This is a genomic window from Pseudoalteromonas sp. CuT4-3, from assembly GCF_035666335.1.
GTDB lineage: Bacteria > Pseudomonadota > Gammaproteobacteria > Enterobacterales > Alteromonadaceae > Pseudoalteromonas > Pseudoalteromonas atlantica.
Window position 1 is genome coordinate 3110389 of sequence record NZ_CP142030.1, and the last position, 20849, is coordinate 3131237.

General features: G+C 42.0%; 17 protein-coding genes. 2 read left to right on the forward strand and 15 right to left on the reverse strand.

The genetic code is table 11. The features are described from left to right. Positions 1-8 precede the first annotated feature (8 nt). From VOI46_RS14405 to rplU, 6 genes are all read right to left on the reverse strand, one after another. Positions 9-1934, reverse strand: a complete 1926-nt coding sequence (locus tag VOI46_RS14405) for a methyl-accepting chemotaxis protein (RefSeq protein WP_004587926.1) — start codon at positions 1932-1934, stop codon at positions 9-11. Positions 1935-2258: 324 nt separating this feature from the next. Beyond that, positions 2259-2636, reverse strand: coding sequence for a DUF3718 domain-containing protein (locus tag VOI46_RS14410; RefSeq protein WP_004587925.1), 378 nt, complete (start codon positions 2634-2636; stop codon positions 2259-2261). A 78-nt stretch (positions 2637-2714) separates the two neighbouring features. Next, positions 2715-3206, reverse strand: coding sequence for a type 3 dihydrofolate reductase (folA, locus tag VOI46_RS14415; RefSeq protein WP_004587924.1), 492 nt, complete (start codon positions 3204-3206; stop codon positions 2715-2717). A 72-nt stretch (positions 3207-3278) separates the two neighbouring features. Then, the gene (gene cgtA, locus VOI46_RS14420; protein WP_004587923.1) at positions 3279-4430 is read right to left on the reverse strand and encodes an Obg family GTPase CgtA; all 1152 of its coding nucleotides are present in this window, start codon (positions 4428-4430) and stop codon (positions 3279-3281) included. Positions 4431-4566: 136 nt separating this feature from the next. Next, positions 4567-4824 carry a 50S ribosomal protein L27 gene (rpmA, locus tag VOI46_RS14425; RefSeq protein ID WP_004587922.1) on the reverse strand — a complete coding sequence of 86 codons (258 nt, stop codon included), beginning with the start codon at positions 4822-4824 and terminating at the stop codon, positions 4567-4569. Between the two features lie 16 nt (positions 4825-4840). Then, positions 4841-5152 carry a 50S ribosomal protein L21 gene (gene rplU, locus VOI46_RS14430; protein ID WP_004587921.1) on the reverse strand — a complete coding sequence of 104 codons (312 nt, stop codon included), beginning with the start codon at positions 5150-5152 and terminating at the stop codon, positions 4841-4843. 421 nt (positions 5153-5573) lie between these two features. Between rplU and ispB the strand changes: the two genes are divergently transcribed. Further along, a complete protein-coding gene (gene ispB / locus VOI46_RS14435; RefSeq protein WP_004587920.1) occupies positions 5574-6545 on the forward strand; it encodes an octaprenyl diphosphate synthase in 972 nt (323 codons plus the stop codon). A 94-nt stretch (positions 6546-6639) separates the two neighbouring features. Here the strand turns inward: ispB and mdh are convergent, their stop codons facing one another. Then, positions 6640-7572 carry a malate dehydrogenase gene (mdh, locus tag VOI46_RS14440; protein WP_004587919.1) on the reverse strand — a complete coding sequence of 311 codons (933 nt, stop codon included), beginning with the start codon at positions 7570-7572 and terminating at the stop codon, positions 6640-6642. A 225-nt stretch (positions 7573-7797) separates the two neighbouring features. Here mdh and argR point away from each other — a divergent pair, with 225 nt between their 5' ends. After that, positions 7798-8265 carry a transcriptional regulator ArgR gene (gene argR / locus VOI46_RS14445; RefSeq protein WP_004587918.1) on the forward strand — a complete coding sequence of 156 codons (468 nt, stop codon included), beginning with the start codon at positions 7798-7800 and terminating at the stop codon, positions 8263-8265. Here the strand turns inward: argR and VOI46_RS14450 are convergent. The 8 genes from VOI46_RS14450 to aceE all read right to left on the reverse strand — a co-directional run bounded on the left by VOI46_RS14450 (position 8262) and on the right by aceE (position 20831). Next, positions 8262-9161 carry a Dyp-type peroxidase gene (locus VOI46_RS14450; RefSeq protein ID WP_004587917.1) on the reverse strand — a complete coding sequence of 300 codons (900 nt, stop codon included), beginning with the start codon at positions 9159-9161 and terminating at the stop codon, positions 8262-8264. The two genes, argR and VOI46_RS14450, sit on opposite strands and share 4 nt — an antisense overlap. A 43-nt stretch (positions 9162-9204) precedes the next feature. Continuing rightward, positions 9205-10251, reverse strand: coding sequence for an ABC transporter ATP-binding protein (locus VOI46_RS14455; protein WP_004587916.1), 1047 nt, complete (start codon positions 10249-10251; stop codon positions 9205-9207). Beyond that, on the reverse strand, positions 10252-11883 hold the full coding sequence (locus VOI46_RS14460) for an iron ABC transporter permease (RefSeq protein WP_004587915.1): 1632 nt from the start codon (positions 11881-11883) through the stop codon (positions 10252-10254). Then, the gene (locus tag VOI46_RS14465; RefSeq protein WP_004587914.1) at positions 11883-12887 is read right to left on the reverse strand and encodes a Fe(3+) ABC transporter substrate-binding protein; all 1005 of its coding nucleotides are present in this window, start codon (positions 12885-12887) and stop codon (positions 11883-11885) included. Before VOI46_RS14465 ends, VOI46_RS14460 begins: the two co-directional genes overlap by 1 nt. A 775-nt stretch (positions 12888-13662) precedes the next feature. Continuing rightward, entirely contained in the window at positions 13663-14349 is a 687-nt protein-coding gene (locus tag VOI46_RS14470; protein WP_029773351.1) for a tRNA-uridine aminocarboxypropyltransferase, read from the reverse strand. A gap of 294 nt (positions 14350-14643) precedes the next feature. Beyond that, positions 14644-16071, reverse strand: coding sequence for a dihydrolipoyl dehydrogenase (gene lpdA / locus VOI46_RS14475; protein ID WP_004588594.1), 1428 nt, complete (start codon positions 16069-16071; stop codon positions 14644-14646). A gap of 175 nt (positions 16072-16246) precedes the next feature. Then, positions 16247-18154, reverse strand: a complete 1908-nt coding sequence (gene aceF, locus VOI46_RS14480) for a pyruvate dehydrogenase complex dihydrolipoyllysine-residue acetyltransferase (protein ID WP_004588595.1) — start codon at positions 18152-18154, stop codon at positions 16247-16249. Between the two features lie 10 nt (positions 18155-18164). Beyond that, the gene (gene aceE, locus VOI46_RS14485; protein WP_324738074.1) at positions 18165-20831 is read right to left on the reverse strand and encodes a pyruvate dehydrogenase (acetyl-transferring), homodimeric type; all 2667 of its coding nucleotides are present in this window, start codon (positions 20829-20831) and stop codon (positions 18165-18167) included. Positions 20832-20849: the final 18 nt, after the last annotated feature.

Genomic DNA, 20849 nt, shown 5'->3' on the forward strand with positions numbered 1-20849 from the left:
GCAGGTATTTACAAGCCAAGGTTTACTTTTATGGTTTGCATTTGCAGTTGTAACTGGCTATGAATATCGTCAACAAGTAAGCTTGATTCGCTTACTTGGCCTTTCATACTTTGCATTGACTGGCTAAAGTTTTCTAGCAAATTACTTTGCTGTTTAGCCAGCTCCATGGCCTCAAAGGCCACTTTGTTGGCTTGCTGAGCGTTATCGGCCACGCCCTCTGAGTTTACTTTTAGCTCTTGCGCATTTTGTGTTTGCGACTGCGCGCCATCTGCTAAGGCCGCAATTTGTGTAGATACTGTGCCCGACTTTTCGCCCAGTAGTGTGAGCTGCTCATTAATATCGCTCAATGAGCCTTGAGTTTGGCGGGCAAGCTGGCGCACTTCATCAGCTACAACAGCAAAGCCTCGGCCATGCTCGCCAGCACGTGCTGATTCAATTGCTGCATTTAACGCTAGTAGGTTTGTTTGATCGGCGATATTGCGGATCACTTCAATAATTTGCCCAACGCCTTCAACCCCCGCGAGCAGCTCTTGTAGGTTTTGCATACTTTGCTCAACCCGTGTTTGCGTATCTGAACTGGCACTTAGCATGCTTTGTGCAAAGCCTAAACTTTGCTCCATTGCACTAAAAGTGTGTTGGGCGTTATCAGCCACTTGGGCATTAATATTATTTACCTGCTCGCCAATTTGTTGAATATCAGCAAGCAAATGTTGGTTTTGCTCCACTTGCCCATGACTTGTAGACGCTTTTTGACTAATACTTTGCAAATGCTCACTCATTTGCTGCATAAAATCATTTACCACTTTTAGCATTTGGGCACGCTCTTGTGCCTCTTTGCGCTGTCGCTCAATTAATAAATTAAAGTAACTGGCTATTTCGCCAACCTCTGTTTTTGGGTTCTTACTTTCAATGTTTTTAAGCTCGTTACTTTCAATTAAAAAGGCAAACCCGTCTCTGAGTTGCCTTAATGGGTTGAGCACTTGGTTACGCTGCACAATATAAACCCCTGCGGCTAGCATCACCAAAGCGCCAATAGCAAAGCAAAATACCCAAAATACGTTTTCTTTAAGCGCCTCTTGTGCGTGTTTTAGTTGCTGCTCTGCATTAATAACGGTTTTAGAGAGCAAGCTAATTTGCTCACGCAATTCATTGGTGCCCGCTTCACGTTGCTGGGCTTGCGCTAATGTACTGGCTAAATCACGGGGGTAGCGGTTAGGCCAGCTGGTAATTTCAGATTTTATTTCATCAGCCAAATCTTCAGCTTCTTCGTCAAAAAATAAGGCATCTTCGTCAACTTCGCTCATAACACCTAAATTAGGGAGTTGCTCTATTTTGGCTGCTAACGCATTTAAATTAGCAATACTTTGCTGCAAACTTTGTTCAGTATTGCTGTCGTAACTTACGATTAGTTGATAAGTAAATAAGGCAAGGTTGGTCACCTCGTTATAGTAATCAGCGCCAAGTGTGTAATAAGCTTGCGCATCGCTATTTTGATTAGGGGATTTTTTTGCATAACCAATCAGTGACGAGGCTGAGCCGGCCATTTGGCGAATTGCATTATCAAGTAACGCCGTTTCGTTGCCCGACAATTTACCCAGCGCTCTGTACTTACCTTTAATATCGGTATCTAACGTGCTGAGCTGCTCATTTAATTGCTCGGCAAGTACCGAGGGGAGCACTGCGAGTTGCTGTGTTTTAACTTGTTCAATTAGGGCTGATGATTGATTTAAGTATTGGCTATCACCTTGTTCTAGATAACTGCCTAAGTCACCGGCTAAATCCACTAAAATAGTGTTTTTTAATTTACTGTATGCGCTGTCTTGTTGCTCAAGCTTAAGTAAAGTTTGGCTTGCCCAAAATAGTGTGATGGCTAATAAAATACTTGCCAATGTTAACAGTATGGCTAACAGCCGAGTAAAAGATGATACGCGCATAAATAACAACCCCTATTGTTTAAGCGCGTAGACTATTAACTATTTATGACAATTTTATGTAACTCAGGAAAAACACATATATTTGCGGCAAATATACGAGTAAAGGCTTAGCGAATACAGCGCCTTTATTAAACCAACCGACTTAATTTATATGCTATTAAAGATAAGAAACGCAGGTTAATTACAAGGTGAGAGTTTCATCACTTGGGTGGGTAAATTAAAATAGGCTTAATACAGCTATCACCATTACTAAAGCGCTGCGTATTAGCTAACGCCAGGCACAAAAAAACCGCGACCCGCGCGGTTTTTATTTTATTGTGTTAATTAAAGGCCAGCACGGTCTTTAATTACAGCAATTAACGGTGAGCCACCGTGGCCATTGCCTTCGGCCCATGCTATATCAGCGCCATCAGACAGTGCGCTTTTTGATAAGTTTTTAACTATGTACTCGCCCGAGTCAACAGCGTTACTAACTACAGCATGGCGAAGTAAATTATTACCATTACATTGAATAGCATCGTAAATATTGCGAATTTTTACACGTGAGCTTTTTAGTTTACTACGTAAACGGTTTTTATCATCAGCTGCGATATATTCACAAATAGATACTGCTAATTGATCATTGGCTTTAGCAGGCACGGTATACATTAACGAACCAGCAGCAACGGCTGTAATAACAATTAGCTTTGACAATTTAAACATGAAACACCCTTTATGGTACTTTTTACCTATGTTGATTGTCTAATATTGTACCAACCTGCTGTAAGTTTCGCAATAATGTTAATCTTTTTTATATAAAGTTACGAATTTATAACTATATTGATTCTTTTCGTCGGGTTTATTTGCCTGTTCGTCGACGTTTTCCCACGTTGCTACCGCTTGGTAATCGGGAAACTGCGTATCCCCTTCAACCTCTAAATCTATAAAGGTTAAATATAAACGATCGGCACTTGGTAAAAACTGCTGATAAATATTACCACCGCCAATTATCATCACCTCTTCTTCGGCTTTAACCAGCTCTAGCGCAGCCTCTGGAGTAGTGACCGTCTCAATACCTTGAGCGCTATACTGGCTATTACGGGTAATAATTATGTTGCGACGCCCAGGCAAAGGACGTCCTATCGATTCAAATGTTTTACGCCCCATAACGACAGGTTTGCCTGTTGTTACCTTTTTAAAATGCTGTAGATCGGCGGGTAAATGCCACGGCATTTTATTATCAAGACCAATTACACGGTTGTTTGCCATTGCGGCGATCATTGAAATTATCACATCAAATACCTAGTACTTTACTCTTAAAAAATAAAAAAGGAGCTTATGCTCCTTTTTAAAATATGTTTTTTATTAACGCTCGTAGACCACTTCTACATCGTAGTCGTCTTCATCCCAGTCATCCCAATCATCATCATCGCCTTTGGTTGCTTTTTGATGATAAGTATCCCACTTGAACTCAACTTCTTCGTCTTCAATCTCAACGAACTTTTCTTTAGGCATACTATCAAGTAATGCCATAATATCGTGAATTAATGGCTGAGTATTAAGCTTATTGACTGCTGAAATACGGTAAACGTTTTCTTCTTCACCTAGCTCTTGCGCAATTTGCTCACACAAAGCTTGCGCTTCATCTTCTGGTAATAAGTCTATTTTATTAAACACTAACCAGCGTGGCTTTTCAGCAAGCTTAGGGCTGTATTGGTGTAACTCGTTAATAATGGCAAATGCATTATCAACAGGGTTTGAACCATCAACAGGCATAACGTCAATCACGTGTAACAATACACGACAACGCTCTAAATGCTTCAAAAAGCGAATACCTAGCCCAGCACCGTCTGAGGCACCTTCAATTAAGCCCGGAATATCGGCTATTACAAACGATTTGTTAGCCTCTGGGCGCACAACCCCTAAATTAGGAATTAGCGTGGTAAACGGGTAATCAGCTACTTTTGGCTTTGCTGCCGATACACTGCGAATAAACGTTGATTTACCTGCATTTGGCAACCCTAATAGGCCTACATCGGCAAGTAGCATAAGCTCTAATTTAAGGTTACGAACTTCACCTGGAGTACCTAACGTTTTTTGACGTGGAGCACGGTTAGTACTTGATTTAAAACGTGCATTCCCCAAGCCATGGAAACCACCTTTTGCAACCACAATTTTTTGACCATGCTGCGTTAAATCGCCTAACGCCTCTTGAGTGTCAACGTCGGTAATACGTGTACCCACAGGTACTTTTACTACCAAGTCTTCGCCCTTTTTACCTGTACAGTTACGGCTTTGACCATTAGTACCACGCTCGGCACGGTGAAAACGCTCAAACTGGTAATCAATTAGGGTATTTAAGTTTTCATCAGCTTGTAGATAAACACTACCACCGTCTCCACCGTCACCGCCGTCCGGGCCACCGTCTGGTACATATTTTTCTCGACGGAAAGACACGACACCGCTGCCGCCGTCACCAGCTTCTGCGCGAATTTCTACTTCATCTACAAACTTCATGATTACTCACTTTAGGGATTGGCTTTAATTTAACTATTATATACCCAAGCCAACGTAAATGCAGGCTTGGGTATATATTTGACGTTTCTGAAAACAAAAAACCCCGCAAAGGCGGGGTTTTTTACTACCTTACTGATTACTCAGCTACGATAGTTACGTATTTACGGTTTAAAGGACCTTTTTGTTCAAATTGAACTTTACCATCTGCTTTTGCGAAGATAGTGTGGTCTTTACCGATACCTACGTTTGCGCCAGCGTGGAAACGAGTACCACGTTGACGAACAATGATGCTACCCGCTAGAACTGATTCGCCACCAAAACGCTTAACACCTAGGCGTTTGCTTTCTGAATCGCGACCGTTACGAGTACTACCAGCTGCTTTTTTATGTGCCATTTCTAAGTACCTCTAATTAAGCGCTAATGCCAGTGATTTTAACTTCAGTGAACCATTGACGATGGCCCATTTGCTTACGAGAATGCTTACGGCGTCTAAATTTAACAACCTTAATCTTCTCACCGCGACCATGTGAAACAACCTCAGCTGTTACTTTACCACCGTTTACGAACGGTACACCGATCTCGATTTTCTCACCATCAGCAACTAAAAGTACTGAATCAAATTCAACTGCTGCACCAGTTTCAACGTCTAATTTTTCAAGACGAATCGTTTGACCTTCAGTCACACGATGCTGTTTACCACCACTTTGGAAAACCGCGTACATAATTAACTCCGTCTGTGCGCCCTCAAATCGACGCAACTAAAATATTCTTCGATAGGGCGCGAAGTTTACGCTAATGCATAAAAACTAGCAAGCCTATTTTGTAATTAAAATGAATAAAAAGTAGCTGCATTGAGAGCAATTCAATATTTCCCCCATTTTATATTAAATTGCCCTGTTGCCAAGCGCTTTTTAGTGCAAAGACAAAATAAATTTACGTGTCGCTATGCCTACTCCAGAACCCATTGACTGCGCAATAAATAGTCGCGCTTTGAGTGTGAAATATACAATTAAATCCCCTAATTAAGCGCTAATTAAGGTTTTTAACTCGGTTTTTTTAATGAATCGTCACAAAATATCGAGCTAGTGCTTTTTTTGTTGTACAATCGGCGCCGTTCACACATAAAAATTGGCTCGGAGATCAATGGATATAAAAGCTATCCAGGCGTTAATCGAAAGCGATATGAATGACGTCAATCAACTTATACACGCGCAAATGCGCTCAGATGTGGCGTTAGTCAATCAACTTGGTTTGTACATCGTTAACAGCGGCGGCAAACGCGTACGCCCGATGCTGGCAATATTGGCAGCAAGAGCTTTGGGTTACCAAGGTAAAGATCACATTACTTTGGCAACGATTGTTGAATTTATTCATACTGCAACACTATTACATGATGATGTTGTTGATGAATCTAACCTGCGCCGTGGTACACCAACTGCAAATGCCGAGTTTGGTAATGCCGCCAGCGTGCTGGTTGGGGATTTTATTTACACCCGCTCGTTTCAACTTATGGTGGGGCTGGGCAAAATGCAAATTATGCAAGTGCTTGCTGATGCCACCAACGTGATTGCTGAGGGTGAAGTATTGCAACTTATGAATTGCAACGACCCTAATACCACCGAAGCAAGTTACATGCAGGTTATTTACTCTAAAACAGCTAAATTATTTGAAGCCGCTACAGGGCTTGCGGCTATAATTACCGAGCAAGATAACAGTGTGTTAGATGCGCTTAATTTATATGGTATGCATTTAGGTACTGCTTTTCAGTTAGTTGATGACGTGCTTGATTACAACGCAGACGCTGACCAATTAGGTAAAAATATTGGTGATGATTTAGCAGAAGGTAAGCCAACCTTACCGCTAATATATGCGATGAAGCACGGCAGTGATCATCAAAGAGCCCTTATTCGTGATGCCATTGAGCATTGCAACGGTATGGATAACCTTGAGGCTATTTTAACGGCACTTAAACAAACCAACGCACTTGAATTTACAATGCAAAAGGCGCAGCAAGAAGCAGACAAGGCCATTGCCTGTTTAGACTTTTTAGCAGAGTCGCAGTATAAGCAAGCGTTAATCAGCTTAGCGCGTATAGCTGTAGAGCGAGATCACTAACTTTGCAGCCTCCCTTAATTAGTATTTAAGGGCCATAATTTTCGAGCAATAAAAAAGCCTGCATAAGCAGGCTTTTTTGTGCATAACTTGGCTATTACGCCATGAAATCAACACCTTCTTTGATGTCTTTTTTCAGAGTTTCAAGCATGTCGTTTTTAGCTTTTTCTTCAAATGCGCTTAGCTCGCCGTAAGAAAGGATTTCTTCTACGCCGTTTGTGCCTAAACGTACTGGGTGAGCAAAGTACTCTGCATCGCCATTTTCAACAGCAACGTATGCGTAATCTACTACGTCTTCACCTTGTAGGCCTTTAACTAAAGACATACAAAAACGTGCTGCAGCAGCACCCATAGATAATGTAGCTGAACCACCGCCCGCTTTAGCATTTACTACTTCAGTACCTGCATTTTGGATACGTGGAGTAAGTGTAGCTACTTCTTCTTCAGTGAAGCTTACGCCTTCAACTTGAGAAAGTAGAGGTAGAATGGTTGTGCCAGAGTGGCCACCAATTACTGGTACTTTAACGGTTGCTACGTCTACGCCTTTAAGCTCAGCAACAAATGCTTCTGAACGAATTACGTCAAGCGTAGTTATACCAAATACGCGCTTAGCGTCGTAAGTACCTGCTTTTTTGAATACTTCAGCAACAATTGGTACAGTGCCGTTTACTGGGTTAGTGATAACACCCACTAACGCTTTAGGACAGCTAGCTACAATGCCTTCTGCTAATGTTTTGATGATACCTGCGTTTACGTTAAATAAATCCGCACGATCCATACCTGGTTTACGTGGCATACCCGCTGGGATAAGTACGATATCACACCCTTCAAGCGCTTTATTTAAATCGTCTGCGCCAAAACCTGCTACTTTAACATCTGTAGGGATGTGAGATAGGTCAACCGCAACACCTGGTACAACTGGTGCAACATCGTAAAGTGATAATTCAGAACCAGCTGGTAAGCCTGTTTTTAATAATAAAGACAACGCTTGACCGATACCGCCTGCAGCACCTAATACAGCAACTTTCATTGGAATTCTCCGTAATTTGAGGTAGGAAATATTTGTGGCTCTTAAGATAATGAAATTAGCGACTAAAAACAAATTTATCCTGCTTATTTCAGGTATATTTTCGACCATAGTTGTAAACTTTGTTGGTTTATCGCAGCAAACTGGCAAGTTAACTAAACAACTGCTGCATAATTATTCATTTTTGTGTAGAATTTGCATTATAAATAACAAAAATGAATAAAGACTATGCAACCACAAGACAAACAAGAAGCGCTGGTAAAAGCGTTTAAAGCACTTTTAAAAGAAGAGAACTTTGGCTCGCAAGGCGAAATAGTCGAAGCATTAAAAGAGCAAGGCTTTGACAATATAAGCCAAAGTAAGGTGTCGCGCATGCTTAGCAAGTTTGGCGCTGTGCGTACCCGTAATGCTAAACAAGAAATGGTTTATTGCCTACCCGCAGAAATGGGCGTACCGACTGCTAAAAGCCCACTACGTCAGCTTGTTATTGATATTATGCATAACGAAATGATGATTATTATAACCACCAGCCCAGGCGCTGCGCAGCTAATTGCCCGCTTATTAGACTCACTAGGCAAAGCGGATGGTGTATTGGGCACAATTGCCGGAGATGACACTATTTTTATTGCGCCAGCAAAAATATCTGAAATAGACATTACACTAGAGCGCGTACGTATTTTATTTGATACGGTTTAAAGCTGTTTTAAAAAACTAACTGACGGCGCAAAAAACGCTGAGCCCATATCGGCTTGAGTAAAATCAAGCCAGTGGTCGTAACACTCCCCTTTTCCTATCCGGCTGTTAAGTACCTTTTCAAACGCACTTCCCGATGCAGAGCATGTAATACTTAGCATGCCTTGCTCGTAAACATCGCCATACGGCATGCTTTGGTTAAGCAGTATTGCTTGGCCGCTCTCATCTTTGAGCTCACTTCTAGTCGCGTGGCTAGTATCTACCTTTGGCTCAATTAAGGTGTTATCTAAACGTGTGCGCCCCATAATGTGCTCTTGCTCGCTTAGTGATAAATGCTGCCATACACTCAGGTCATGCTTATAACGCTGTACATGAATATAGCTGCCTTGGTGTTCAAAGCTGTCGGGGTTATTAACCAGCGCCGTGATTCGTTTTTGGCGTCCATGTGGGGTGTCGCCTGCATAAATAAAGCCGTTAAAGTCTCGCCCATCTAAAAACCTAAAATTGCGAATTTGTTCAACCAGCTCTACATCGGGCGAAAACAACTTTAATATTTGCAATGCAAAAAGGTGATTAACATCTTCTCGGTCTGAGCGAATTTGTATGAATAAATCACATGGCTGTACGCGCATAACAAAATCACTGTGATTTATATTAGGAAAGCTTTGCAGCTCGCTTGGGATATATTCAGGTAGTATATGCGGCCAATATTGCGCGCCTATAGCCACCATGCAAGAGAGCATGGCTTCGGAAAACTGATCACTAAACTCTTCTTCAATTGCGCTTACGCGCTTAAGCTTTGCGCGCAATGACTCGTCTTGACCATCAAATACATTAAAAAATAAATGCAAACCGTGTAAGTTTGCTTCAGCACAAATCCCAGATTGCGCTTGCGCCATTGTTATTCCTTAGCTTTATAAAACACAGCGAATAACACATTTGTTATGATTCGAAAAAATTCACCGTGTGAGGTTTTATTTTTATTATAACCTGCTCATTTATTTCAAATGACTGGCCATATTGTGCGGCAACTTCAATCTCTTGCTCTGCAATTACAACAGTGTAAACATAAGCCGAGCCTATAAAACGACGGCTTAAAATGCTCACACCTTGAGGGTTATCGGCCTGCGTATTTTGCGCAAGCTCAATATGGTGTGGACGAATATACACCACCCCTTTTATTGCACTGTGCGTATGATCATGCTGCGATTGCACGACACCAAAAGGCGTTGTGTATTCAGTTGCCGTTAACACTTCTGCGCCTAAGTATATGCCCTGACCCAGAAACTCTGCAACCTCCTTTGTCTTTGGCATGGCAAAAAGCTGCTCTGGTGTACCTTGTTGGGCTATTTTTCCTTGGTGCATAATGGCTAGCGTGTCTGAAAACGCAAAGGCTTCTTCTTTTGAGTGGCTAACAAATACCGCAGAAACCTGCTGCGCTTTAATAATGCGCCTAATATCAGCAATTAACTCAAAACGTACTTGTGTGTCTATGTTCGAAAAAGGCTCATCAAGAAGCAATAAACTAGGCTTATAAGCCAAAGCCCGCGCAATAGCCACGCGTTGCTGCTGGCCACCCGAGAGCTGATGAGGGTAGCGTTTTGCACACCCCGTTAAATGCACTAGCTCTAGCATTTCCTCTACCCGTTGCTGTTTTTGTGCTTTGCTTACTTTACCCAGCCCAAACGCAATATTATCGGCCACACTGAGGTGCGGAAACAGGGCATAATCTTGAAACATCATCCCTATATTACGATGCTCTGGTGATACAAATGTATGCTTGTCGCTTACACATTTGCCATCTATAAATACACTACCTTCATTTATTTCAATAAGGCCAGCAATTGCTTTTAAGGTGGTTGTTTTACCGCAGCCGCTGGCTCCGAGCAAACACACAATTTCGTCTTGACCCACCGTTAAATCTAAATTGTGTAGCACGTGCGTGCCACTGTAGTGATAACCCACACCTTGTAAATTTAAACGGCTCATTTAACTGCGTTGCTCCATAGAACGATTAATAAAATACAAGGGGATCAACCCAACTAAAACAATAAATAAAGCGGAAATAGAGGCAAGCTCAAGCTGCTCATCGCTCACATATTGAAATACATGTGTGGCTAAACTTTCAAAGTCAAAAGGCCTTAATAGTAATGCGGCAGGCAGCTCTTTCATACACTCAATAAATACAAGCAATGCAGCTGTTAAAAGACCTCGACGTAATAAAGGAAGGTGCACTAAGCGCAGTGTTTGCCCTTGGCTTTTACCCATAGACTGGCTAGCCATATCCAGTGATGGACTAATACGTACAAAGCTCGATTCTATAGCACCGTGCGCAATGGCATAAAAGCGCACTAAGTAAGCCAGTATAATAGTGACAATGCTGCCGGTTAGTAATAAACCTATATCTAGGTTGTAGCCCTCAAGGACTGTATTTATTGAGTTTTCTAATGCGCTAAGCGGTAATAACACAGCAATAGCCAGAACCGTACCTGGCAGTGCATAGCCGGTGCTCGCTAAGCGACCAGGTATTAAAGAATAGCCTTGCTTTGCCACACGCTGATAAAAAACGATGAGTGTAGCGAGTATTATGCTGGCTAGGCTAACAATAATAGCTACTTTTAAACTTTGCCACGCGTAACTAAAAAATGCCGTGTTCCACGCTTTATCAAAGTAAGTTATTGCATAATTTAGCAATACCAACATAGGTATAATAAAAGCAATGAGCAAAATAACACTGCAAAATGACGTAGCCAGCCATGCATGTTTACCTTTAAGTTTGTACAACGACTCGCTATTAACACCTGATTGACGCTCAAACACGGCTTGGTTACGCCGACTAAAGCGCTCGGCCATTAAAGCTAAAAACAGCAGTAACAGCATAACGCCCGATATTTTCGCTGCAGCCGTGAGTGAGTAATAACCAAACCATGTATCGTACACCGCGGTGGTTAAGGTGCTCACTGCAAAGTAACTTACCGTTGCATAGTCGGCCATGGTTTCCATGCTTATGAGCGCAAGGGCTGCCACAATTGAGCCACGAGAAAGCACTATACTTACCTTAAAAAAGCTTTGCCAAGGCGATAAACCCATTAATTGACTAGCTTGCACTAGCTTAAATGACTGCTCTCGCAGTGCGGTTTTAAAAATTAAAAATAAATACGGATACAGCACAAGTGCGATCATTACAATAGCGCCGGGCAAAGTGCGAATATCAAAAAACCAATAATCCGTTGGCGAGTGCCAATCAAACCAGTCTCTTAGGGCTATTTGCACAGGGCCAGCGTAATCTAGCAAATCGGTATACACATAAGCTATTAAATAGGTAGGCATTGCAAGGGGCAGCATAAGCGCCCATTCAAATTGCTTTTTTCCGGGGAAGGAGCAATACGCACTGAGCCAACCAAGCGGAAGCGCAATTGCACAGCTAAGCAGGCATACGCCAAAAATAAGCAGTACGGTATTAGTAATATAATCCCACAGCACGGTATCCCACAGATGAGAAAATACCTCTGAGTCGCCTTGTAAAGATTCATATATCAGAAAAAACAGCGGGGCCGACAATAAAAGCCCTGTCGACCAAGCAAAGAGCTGCCATTTAGACAGCTTAAATATAAAATTCATTAAATGTCGAACTTCACCTCATCTATTAGCTTAAGGGCTAACGGACGATATTTACTGATCTCATCAAGTGCTAGGCCATCTTCTTTAAAGCTTCCCCAAGAGGCCACTAAACTTGATAGCTCAACGCCTTGCTTAACCGGGTACTCCATATTTACAGAGGCATACATATTTTGAGCTTTGGTTTCGCTCATAAACTCAATAAGCTTAAGGGCATTATCAGGATTTTTTGCATATTTAGTAATGACAGCACCCGAAACATTTATGTGTGAGCCGCGATTTTGCTGATTAGGAAAATTAATATAAACAGACTCAGCCCACGCTTTTTGCTCGTCGTCTTGAAGCATTTTGCCAAGGTAGTAACTATTACCTAAAGCAAGATTACACAAACCTTCTTTTACCGCTTTTACCTGCGCGCGATCGTTCCCTTGTGGCTTACGTGCTAAATTAGCTTTAACACCTTCTAACCATGTTTTAGTTTTTTCCTCGCCGTGATGAGCAATCATCGAAGCAACTAAGCCAAGGTTATAAGGGTGCTTGCCAGAGCGTGTACAAATTTGTCCTTTGTACTGTGGGTTAGCCAAATCTTCGTAGGTGAGTTCAGGTAATGCACCTAGGCGCTCTTTTGATGAATACACATTACGAACCCGCTTAGTTAATGCCACCCACTGCCCGTCGCTATCTCTATACGACGCAGGAATATTGTTTTTAATGCGATCACTTTTAATACTTTGCGTTAAATTTAGATCTTCTAGCTGAATAAGCGCACTAAAGTTAGATGTTAATACTAAATCGGCTTTACTGTGTTTCCCTTCACGCTTAACACGCTCTATTAACCCTTTTTTTGCAAAAACCACATTCGTTTTAATGCCTGTTTGCTTAGTGAAGTCAGCTAAAATAGGTTGAATTAAAAACGGTTGACGAAAAGAGTAAATATTAACAACATCGCTCGCAAACGCAGGCGAAGCGCTAATAATACAAGTAAGTAAAGCCAGTGCAGTTCTCATATCAATTTACCTAAATAGTAATTATTTACAGGGGATTTTATCGTGATAAGTGAAAATATACACTCTTTACATAAATGTAAATAAGTAATTAATGACCAAAAGGGAAATACCGCGTAAGACATCTCTTACAGAGCTGACAGCTAATGAGTAAAAAAACCTATAACAACCCAGTGAAATTAATGTAAGCACCTGTTTTTATTTGATTTGTTATAAATACTCATTTTTTATAAGTAAATCTATAGCCGTTTTAACCTATTTTAGTTGCACCAGCACGCTACAATTACTACATCAACCAAGCAGTGATGCTTATCGAGTAAAAGGAAATGGACTGCTTACTCGAACAACCAATGATTAGGTTACTACGGACAACACGGAAATTAGGACAGGCTCAGGATGAGTATCGCAATGGATTGTTGCACAAAGGAACGTATCAGGACGATACAGCAAGGATAACAACAGCGGATAGTTGTTTAACAGGATGTGATAGGAATTAAATGGACAGGCCCTTGAGGCAACACAATGGAATTGTAAATTAATGGACTTCACTAGGATGTGCCAAAAGGAATAGGTAATAGTTTTTACCACTACAGGATGTACAGGGATTTAAAGGAGATAGGCCCGGATAGCCTAAATTACATAGAACTAAAAAGTAATATCGTAATCACATGGATAAGTAAAAATTGGAGTTGATTAAGTTCAATTGCAGGATGCAAAATTAGAAGATTCCGCAAGCGCGCCTAGAGATAGAGCGCGCTTTTCTTTGCCTAAAATTAAGTTACTGTGGCCTGCCCTTATTTCGCTTACCAAGTAAGTACGCATCACGAAATTTTATAAAGTGCTGTTCAAGCTTTAAGGCGGCATCTTGCTCACCTGCGAGCGCTAACACCATAATGCCTACCTCAGCAGTGCCTAACTGGTATGCGTGAGGTGCAACGCGTAAACGGTAATCTGATAGTTTATCAGCGGTGATCGACAACACCGGTAAATTATCTAGATACGGGCTTTTGCGGATCATTTTTTTAGCTTCGCGCCAGGTGCCATCTAAAAATATAAATAATGGCTTTTTGCCAGGCTCAATGTTTACTTCGGTGGTTGCCCTGCCCGGCTCTACATCTTCAGCTGGAAATATCACCATAGGTTGATAATCAGCGTTGTTTAATAAAGCTAATAGCTCAGCGCTTGGCTCTGTTCTGTCCCATCTAAATGCATAGTTGTCAGGGACTATTTCAGCAATTAAACGCCCTGTGTTTGACGGTTTAAAGCTTTCATTATGATACATTAATAAACACACGCCAGCATCGCACTGCGCTTGTTCTACCCCCTCACATATACAGTAATGCTTAGCAATTAAACACTGCTCACAGCGATCCATTTTGCCGCCACGGGCATTAAATTCGCGGCGCGATTCGCTAATTTGCTGAGCACGTAAAACTAATACTGAGTTATGTTGGGGATTTTTCAACGGGGCTATTACCTAAAATTTGTTCGGCGCGTATTGTAGCTAAAATAAAAGGGAATAGATATCAGCTATCAGCTATCAGCTATCAGCTATCAGCTATCAGCTATCAGCTATCAGCTATCAGCTATCAGCTATCAGCTATCAGCTATCAGCTAGAAATTTTGCTCATATTAACTTACGTGTCAAGACGAGCTTGTCTTAAACTGACGGCTGACGGCTGACGGCTGACGGCTGACGGCTATAAAAACAAAAAACCCAAGCCAAGGCCTGGGTTTTTAAACAGTTAACTAAAAGAGTTTACTTCTTCTTTTTAACTGCTTTTTTGTTTGGTAAATCAGTGATTGAACCTTCAAAAATTTCAGCTGCAAGGCCAATAGACTCGTTCAATGTTGGGTGAGCATGAATAGTAAGTGCTAAATCTTCACCGTCTGCGCCCATTTCAACTGCTAAGCCGATTTCGCCAAGCATTTCGCCTGCGTTAATACCCACCATAGCACCACCGATTACACGGCCACTGTCTTTATCAAAGATAAGCTTAGTAGAACCTTCAGTACGAGCAGATGCAATTGCGCGACCTGATGCAGCCCACGGGAATACCGCAGTTTCAATGCTTAAGCCTTGCTCTTTTGCTTCTTTCTCAGTCACACCTACCCATGCGATTTCTGGATCAGTGTAGGCAATTGAAGGAATACATTTAGGGTCGAAGAAGTGCTTCTGACCAGAGATAACCTCTGCTGCAACATGGCCTTCGTGTACCGCTTTATGCGCAAGCATAGGTTGGCCAACTAAATCACCAATTGCAAAAATATGGTCTACGTTAGTACGTAATTGCTTATCAACATTAATAAAGCCACGCTCATCAACATTAACACCTGCTTTATCAGCATCAAGTAAGTTACCGTTAGGCGTACGGCCTACTGCAACAAGTACTTTGTCGTAACGTACTGGTTCAGCTGGTGCATTTTTACCTTCAAAAGTAACGTATAAGCCATCGTCTTTCGCTTCAACGCCAACAACTTTAGTTGAAAGCATAACATTGAATTTTTTGCTTACGTATTTTTGGTAAATCTTGATGATATCTTTATCCGCAGCCGGAACTAACTGGTCTGCAAACTCAACAACATCAATGTCAGAACCCAATGCGCGGTAAACAGTACCCATTTCAAGACCGATAATACCACCGCCTAAAACAAGTAGCTTCTCTGGAATGTCTTTAAGCTCTAATGCGCCCGTTGAATCAATTACACGGTCATCTTCTGGGATGAACGGTAAGCTTACAGGTTTAGAACCCGCAGCAATAATTGCATTATCAAATGTAATAGTTGTTGTGCCGTCAGCACCTTCAACGTCTAAAGTGTTGCTGCCAGTAAACTTACCGTAACCTGGTACAACTTTAACTTTACGCATCTTAGCCATGCCGTCTAAGCCACCAGTAAGCTGGCCAACAACCGACTCTTTCCAAGAGCGAATTTTGTCTAAATCAATTTGCGGAGCGCCAAAAGTAACACCGTGAGATGACATTTCTGCAGCGTCATCAATCACTTTAGCTACGTGTAAAAGTGCTTTTGAAGGAATACAACCAACATTAAGACATACACCACCTAATGTTTCACGAGATTCTACTAATGTAACTTCTAAGCCCAAGTCAGCAGCACGGAAAGCCGCAGAGTAACCACCAGGACCACCGCCTAGTACAACAACTTGAGTTTTTAATTCGTTGCTCATGCTATTACCTTAATTGTTTGAACGGGACACTGCCCTAAAATTTAACTGCCATGTTTCTGCATGGGCAGAAAATCAGAGCAATTCACAAATAGTGCAAAGATTGTATCATTGCATATAGTAAAAATCCCAGCTAAAAACAACTGGCTGGGATTTGATTTTGTTCATATTATAGCGATTACATCACTAATTGACGTATGTCGCTCATGTAGCTAGCAAGCGTTGCGGTAAAGCGTGCAGCTAGAGCACCGTCAATCACACGGTGATCGTACGACATAGATAGCGGAACCATTAATTTTGGTTCAAAGTCTTTACCATTCCACTTAGGCTTCATTTCAGATTTAGATACACCTAAAATTGCAACCTCTGGTGCATTAACAATCGGCGTAAATGCCGTACCGCCAATACCGCCTAAGCTTGAAATAGTAAAACAGCCGCCTTGCATATCAGATGACGTTAACTTACCTTCACGCGCCTTTTTAGAAATATCCATCAGCTCGCGAGATAATTCAATAATGCCTTTTTTGTCCACATCTTTAAATACTGGAACAACTAAGCCATTTGGGGTATCTACTGCCACACCAATATTGATGTACTTTTTAAGGATAAGGCTTTCACCGTCTTCAGACAATGACGAGTTAAACGTTGGGAACTCAGCAAGTACTTTCGCTACCGCTTTCATCACAAATACAAGTGGTGTGATTTTAACGCCAAGCTTTTTCTTCTCGCTTAACACGTTTTGTTCTTTACGGAACACTTCAAGGCTTGTGATATCAGCTTCGTCAAACTGAGTAACATGTGGGATTTGCACCCAGTTACGGTGTAGGTTTTTACCCGACAGCTTTTGAATACGCGATAGTTTTTTCTCTTCAATTTCGCCAAATTTAGCAAAATCTACTTTCGGCCACGGAATTAAGCCAAGCTCACCACCGCCTGCATTGCCTTTACCAGCAGGTAATTGGCCTGATTCAACTTGCTTAACTAGATTTTTAACATAGTTTTGCACGTCTTCTTTTACTACGCGGTTTTTACGCCCAGAACCTTTAACGTTTGCTAAGTTAATACCAAACTCACGTGCTAAACGACGTACAACTGGCGATGCATGGGCATATGCGCTGTTGTTTTCAAAGCTTTCGTTGCTTGCTTTAGCCGCAGGTGCAGCTTGAGCTGGCGCAGACTCGGTTTTTGCAGGTGCTGCTGGCTTTTGCTCAGCCGGTTCTGCTGCTTTTGCTGGCGCACTGCCTGCAACTTCAAAAACAAACACAAGTGAACCAGTTTTGACTTTATCGCCAGCGGCCACTTTAATTTCTTTAACGGTACCAGCAAACGGGGCTGGTACTTCCATTGCCGCTTTGTCGCCTTCAACGTTTAAGATAGATTGCTCTTCTTCAACCGTATCGCCAACAGCAACCATGATTTCAGTTACTTCAACTTCATCATCGCCAATATCAGGCACGTTTACTTCTTTTGTGCTTGGCTCGGCGCTTTGAGCAGACTCTGCTGGCGCAGATTCTTGCTTTGGCGCATCTGATGCAGGTGCACTTGAGCCAGCAACCTCAAAAACAAACACTAAAGAGCCTGTTTTTACTTTGTCGCCTTCGGCTACTTTAATTTCTTTTACAGTACCGGCAAAAGGAGCTGGTACTTCCATAGATGCTTTATCGCCTTCAACACTTAAAATTGACTGCTCTTCATCTACGCTGTCACCAACAGCGACCATGATTTCTGTTACTTCAACTTCGTCGTCACCAATATCTGGTACGGTTACTTCTTTAGTTGAAGAACCTGAAGCTTCTGCAGGTGCAGATGCCTCAGTTTTAGCTGGCGCTTCTGGCTCACTTTGTGAACCTGACTCTTCGCCTTCAAAAATCATGATTAACGACCCTGTTGTTACCGTGTCGCCTTCGCTTACTTTAATTTCTTTGACTGTACCTGCTTGCGCAGCAGGTACTTCCATTGATGCTTTATCGCCTTCAACGGTTAGTAGCGATTGATCAACATCTACTTTGTCGCCAACGCTTACTAAGATTTCGGTTACTTCTACGTCATCGCCACCGATATCTGGTACATTAATTTCAATACTCATTGCAAACCTCTTATGCGTACAGTGGATTTAGTTTATTTGTGTCAATGTCGAACTTTTTAATTGCTTCAACAACCACTGACTTTTCAACATCACCACGTTTAGCAAGTTCAGATAACGTAGCAACAACCACGTAGCTTGCATTAACTTCAAAGTGACGACGTAAGTTTTCACGGCTATCAGAGCGTCCGTAACCATCTGTACCAAGCACTTTATAGTTGTTGCTTGGAATAAATGAACGCGCTTGCTCTGCGTAGTTTTTCATGTAGTCGGTCGCAGCAACAGTCACTGAGTCGTTTAATACGCTAGTGATGTAAGGCGTTTTTTGCTCGCTTTCTGGGTTAAGCATGTTGAAACGCTCAACGTCTTGACCGTCACGGGTAAGCTCATTGAATGATGTTACTGAGTAAACATCAGAAGCAATACCGTACTCTTCGCTTAAAATGGCTGCAGCTTTACGCACTTCAGTCATGATAGTACCTGAGCTTAATAACTGTACGTTGGCTTTTTTACCTTCGTAGCTTTCAAGCTTGTAAATACCTTTACGAATACCTTCTTCAGCGCCTTCTGGCATTGCTGGTTGATGGTAGTTTTCGTTCATAAGCGTTAGGTAGTAGTAAATATTTTCTTGGTTTTCACCGTACATACGACGAATACCATCTTGAATAATTACCGCTACTTCAAATGCGTACGTTGGGTCGTAAGAAATACAGTTAGGAACCGTATTTGCAAGAATATGGCTGTGGCCATCTTCGTGCTGTAGACCTTCACCATTTAGTGTAGTACGACCTGCTGTTGCACCTAATAAGAAACCACGTGCTTGCTGGTCACCCGCCATCCATGCCATGTCGCCAACACGTTGGAAACCAAACATAGAGTAGTAAATGTAGAATGGGATCATAGGTAAATCATTAGTGCTGTAAGATGTTGCAGCAGCTACCCATGACGACATTGCACCTAGCTCGTTAATACCCTCTTGAAGTACTTGGCCTGATGTAGCTTCTTTGTAGTAAGAAACAATATCGCGGTCTTGAGGGGTGTAGTTTTGGCCATGTGGATTGTAAATACCGATTTGACGGAATAAACCTTCCATACCAAATGTACGTGCTTCATCAGCAATAATTGGCACAATGTTTTTGCCAATGCCTTTGTCTTTTAGTAACACGTTAAGTGCACGTACAAAGCCCATTGTGGTAGAAATATCACGTTTTTGCTCTTCAAGTAGCGGCTTAAATGCGTCTACTTCTGGCAGTTTTAGCTCTTCAGTAAATTTAGGAATACGTGTAGGTGTGTAACCTTTAAGTGCATCACGGCGTGCGTGTAAATACTTGTATTCTTCCGAGCCTTCTTCAAGCGTTAAGTATGGAAGATCTTTAATTTGCTCTTCTGATACTAAATCTTGTAGGCCTAAACGGTCACGTAAGTGTTCAACATGGCTCATGTCCATTTTTTTCACTTGGTGCGCAATGTTTTTACCTTCTGCCGCTTCACCCATGCCGTAACCTTTTACAGTTTTAGCAAGAATCACGGTAGGACGGTCGTTGGTTTGCTCAGCTTTTTTAAATGCAGCATAAAGTTTTGATGGCTCATGACCACCACGCTTAAGCGCAAAAATTTCGTCATCAGTCATATCTGCAACAAGTGCAGCTGTTTCTGGGTAACGGCCAAAGAAATGCTCACGTACGTACGCGCCATCTTTCGCTTTATATGTTTGGTAATCACCATCAATTGTTTCGTTCATCAATTGTAGTAATCTACCTGATGTATCTTTAGCTAGCAGAATATCCCATCCGCTGCCCCATACAACTTTAATTACGTTCCAACCAGCGCCTTTAAATAGACCTTCTAGTTCTTGAATAATTTTACCATTACCCATTACTGGGCCATCTAAACGCTGTAAGTTACAGTTAATTAAGTAACATAGGTTGTCTAGCTTTTCACGTGCAGCAAAAGAGATTGCGCCGCGTGATTCTGGCTCATCCATTTCACCGTCACCTAAAAACGCGTATACACGTTGGTTTTTAGTGTCTTTTAAGCCACGGCCATCTAGGTATTTTAAAAAGCGTGCTTGGTAAATAGACGCAATTGGACCTAAGCCCATAGATACCGTTGGGAACTGCCAAAATTCAGGCATTAATTTAGGATGTGGGTATGACGGTAAACCTTTGCCATCTACTTCTTGACGGAAGTTATCAAGCTGCTCAGCCGTAAGACGACCTTCAACAAATGCACGCGCATAAATACCCGGAGAAATATGACCTTGGTAGTAAACTAAGTCACCGCCGTCTACCTCATTTGGCGCTTTGAAAAAGTGGTTAAAACACACTTCATAAAACGCAGCTGATGATTGGTAAGACGCCATATGGCCGCCTAAGTCGAGATCTTTTTTCGATGCACGTAATACAATCATGATTGCATTCCAACGAATAATCGAACGAATACGACGCTCAAGGTTTACATCCCCTGGGTACGCCGGTTCTTGATCTACTGGAATAGTATTAACGTAGTTAGTTGTTGTGCCAGTTGGCATATCAACGCCGTCTAAACGGGCTTGCTCTAACACTTGCTCAAGTAAATACTGAGCTCGTTCAACACCTTCTTCGCGCACAACTGATTCAAGAGCTTGTAACCACTCTTGTGTTTCTAGCGCGTCTACGTCAATTTTATTGACTTCAGACATATGGAGGTTTCCTTATGT

What these genes read in the sequence shown, in the direction of transcription:
- VOI46_RS14465 (WP_004587914.1), bottom strand. Translation starts at nt 12,887, where the DNA reads ATGAGAACTGCACTGGCTTTACTTACTTGTATTATTAGCGCTTCGCCT.
- rpmA (WP_004587922.1), bottom strand. Translation starts at nt 4,824, where the DNA reads ATGGCACATAAAAAAGCAGCTGGTAGTACTCGTAACGGTCGCGATTCA.
- ispB (WP_004587920.1), top strand. Translation starts at nt 5,574, where the DNA reads ATGGATATAAAAGCTATCCAGGCGTTAATCGAAAGCGATATGAATGAC.
- mdh (WP_004587919.1), bottom strand. Translation starts at nt 7,572, where the DNA reads ATGAAAGTTGCTGTATTAGGTGCTGCAGGCGGTATCGGTCAAGCGTTG.
- VOI46_RS14455 (WP_004587916.1), bottom strand. Translation starts at nt 10,251, where the DNA reads ATGAGCCGTTTAAATTTACAAGGTGTGGGTTATCACTACAGTGGCACG.
- lpdA (WP_004588594.1), bottom strand. Translation starts at nt 16,071, where the DNA reads ATGAGCAACGAATTAAAAACTCAAGTTGTTGTACTAGGCGGTGGTCCT.
- VOI46_RS14405 (WP_004587926.1), bottom strand. Translation starts at nt 1,934, where the DNA reads ATGCGCGTATCATCTTTTACTCGGCTGTTAGCCATACTGTTAACATTG.
- VOI46_RS14460 (WP_004587915.1), bottom strand. Translation starts at nt 11,883, where the DNA reads ATGAATTTTATATTTAAGCTGTCTAAATGGCAGCTCTTTGCTTGGTCG.
- VOI46_RS14410 (WP_004587925.1), bottom strand. Translation starts at nt 2,636, where the DNA reads ATGTTTAAATTGTCAAAGCTAATTGTTATTACAGCCGTTGCTGCTGGT.
- aceF (WP_004588595.1), bottom strand. Translation starts at nt 18,154, where the DNA reads ATGAGTATTGAAATTAATGTACCAGATATCGGTGGCGATGACGTAGAA.
- aceE (WP_324738074.1), bottom strand. Translation starts at nt 20,831, where the DNA reads ATGTCTGAAGTCAATAAAATTGACGTAGACGCGCTAGAAACACAAGAG.
- cgtA (WP_004587923.1), bottom strand. Translation starts at nt 4,430, where the DNA reads ATGAAGTTTGTAGATGAAGTAGAAATTCGCGCAGAAGCTGGTGACGGC.
- argR (WP_004587918.1), top strand. Translation starts at nt 7,798, where the DNA reads ATGCAACCACAAGACAAACAAGAAGCGCTGGTAAAAGCGTTTAAAGCA.
- rplU (WP_004587921.1), bottom strand. Translation starts at nt 5,152, where the DNA reads ATGTACGCGGTTTTCCAAAGTGGTGGTAAACAGCATCGTGTGACTGAA.
- VOI46_RS14450 (WP_004587917.1), bottom strand. Translation starts at nt 9,161, where the DNA reads ATGGCGCAAGCGCAATCTGGGATTTGTGCTGAAGCAAACTTACACGGT.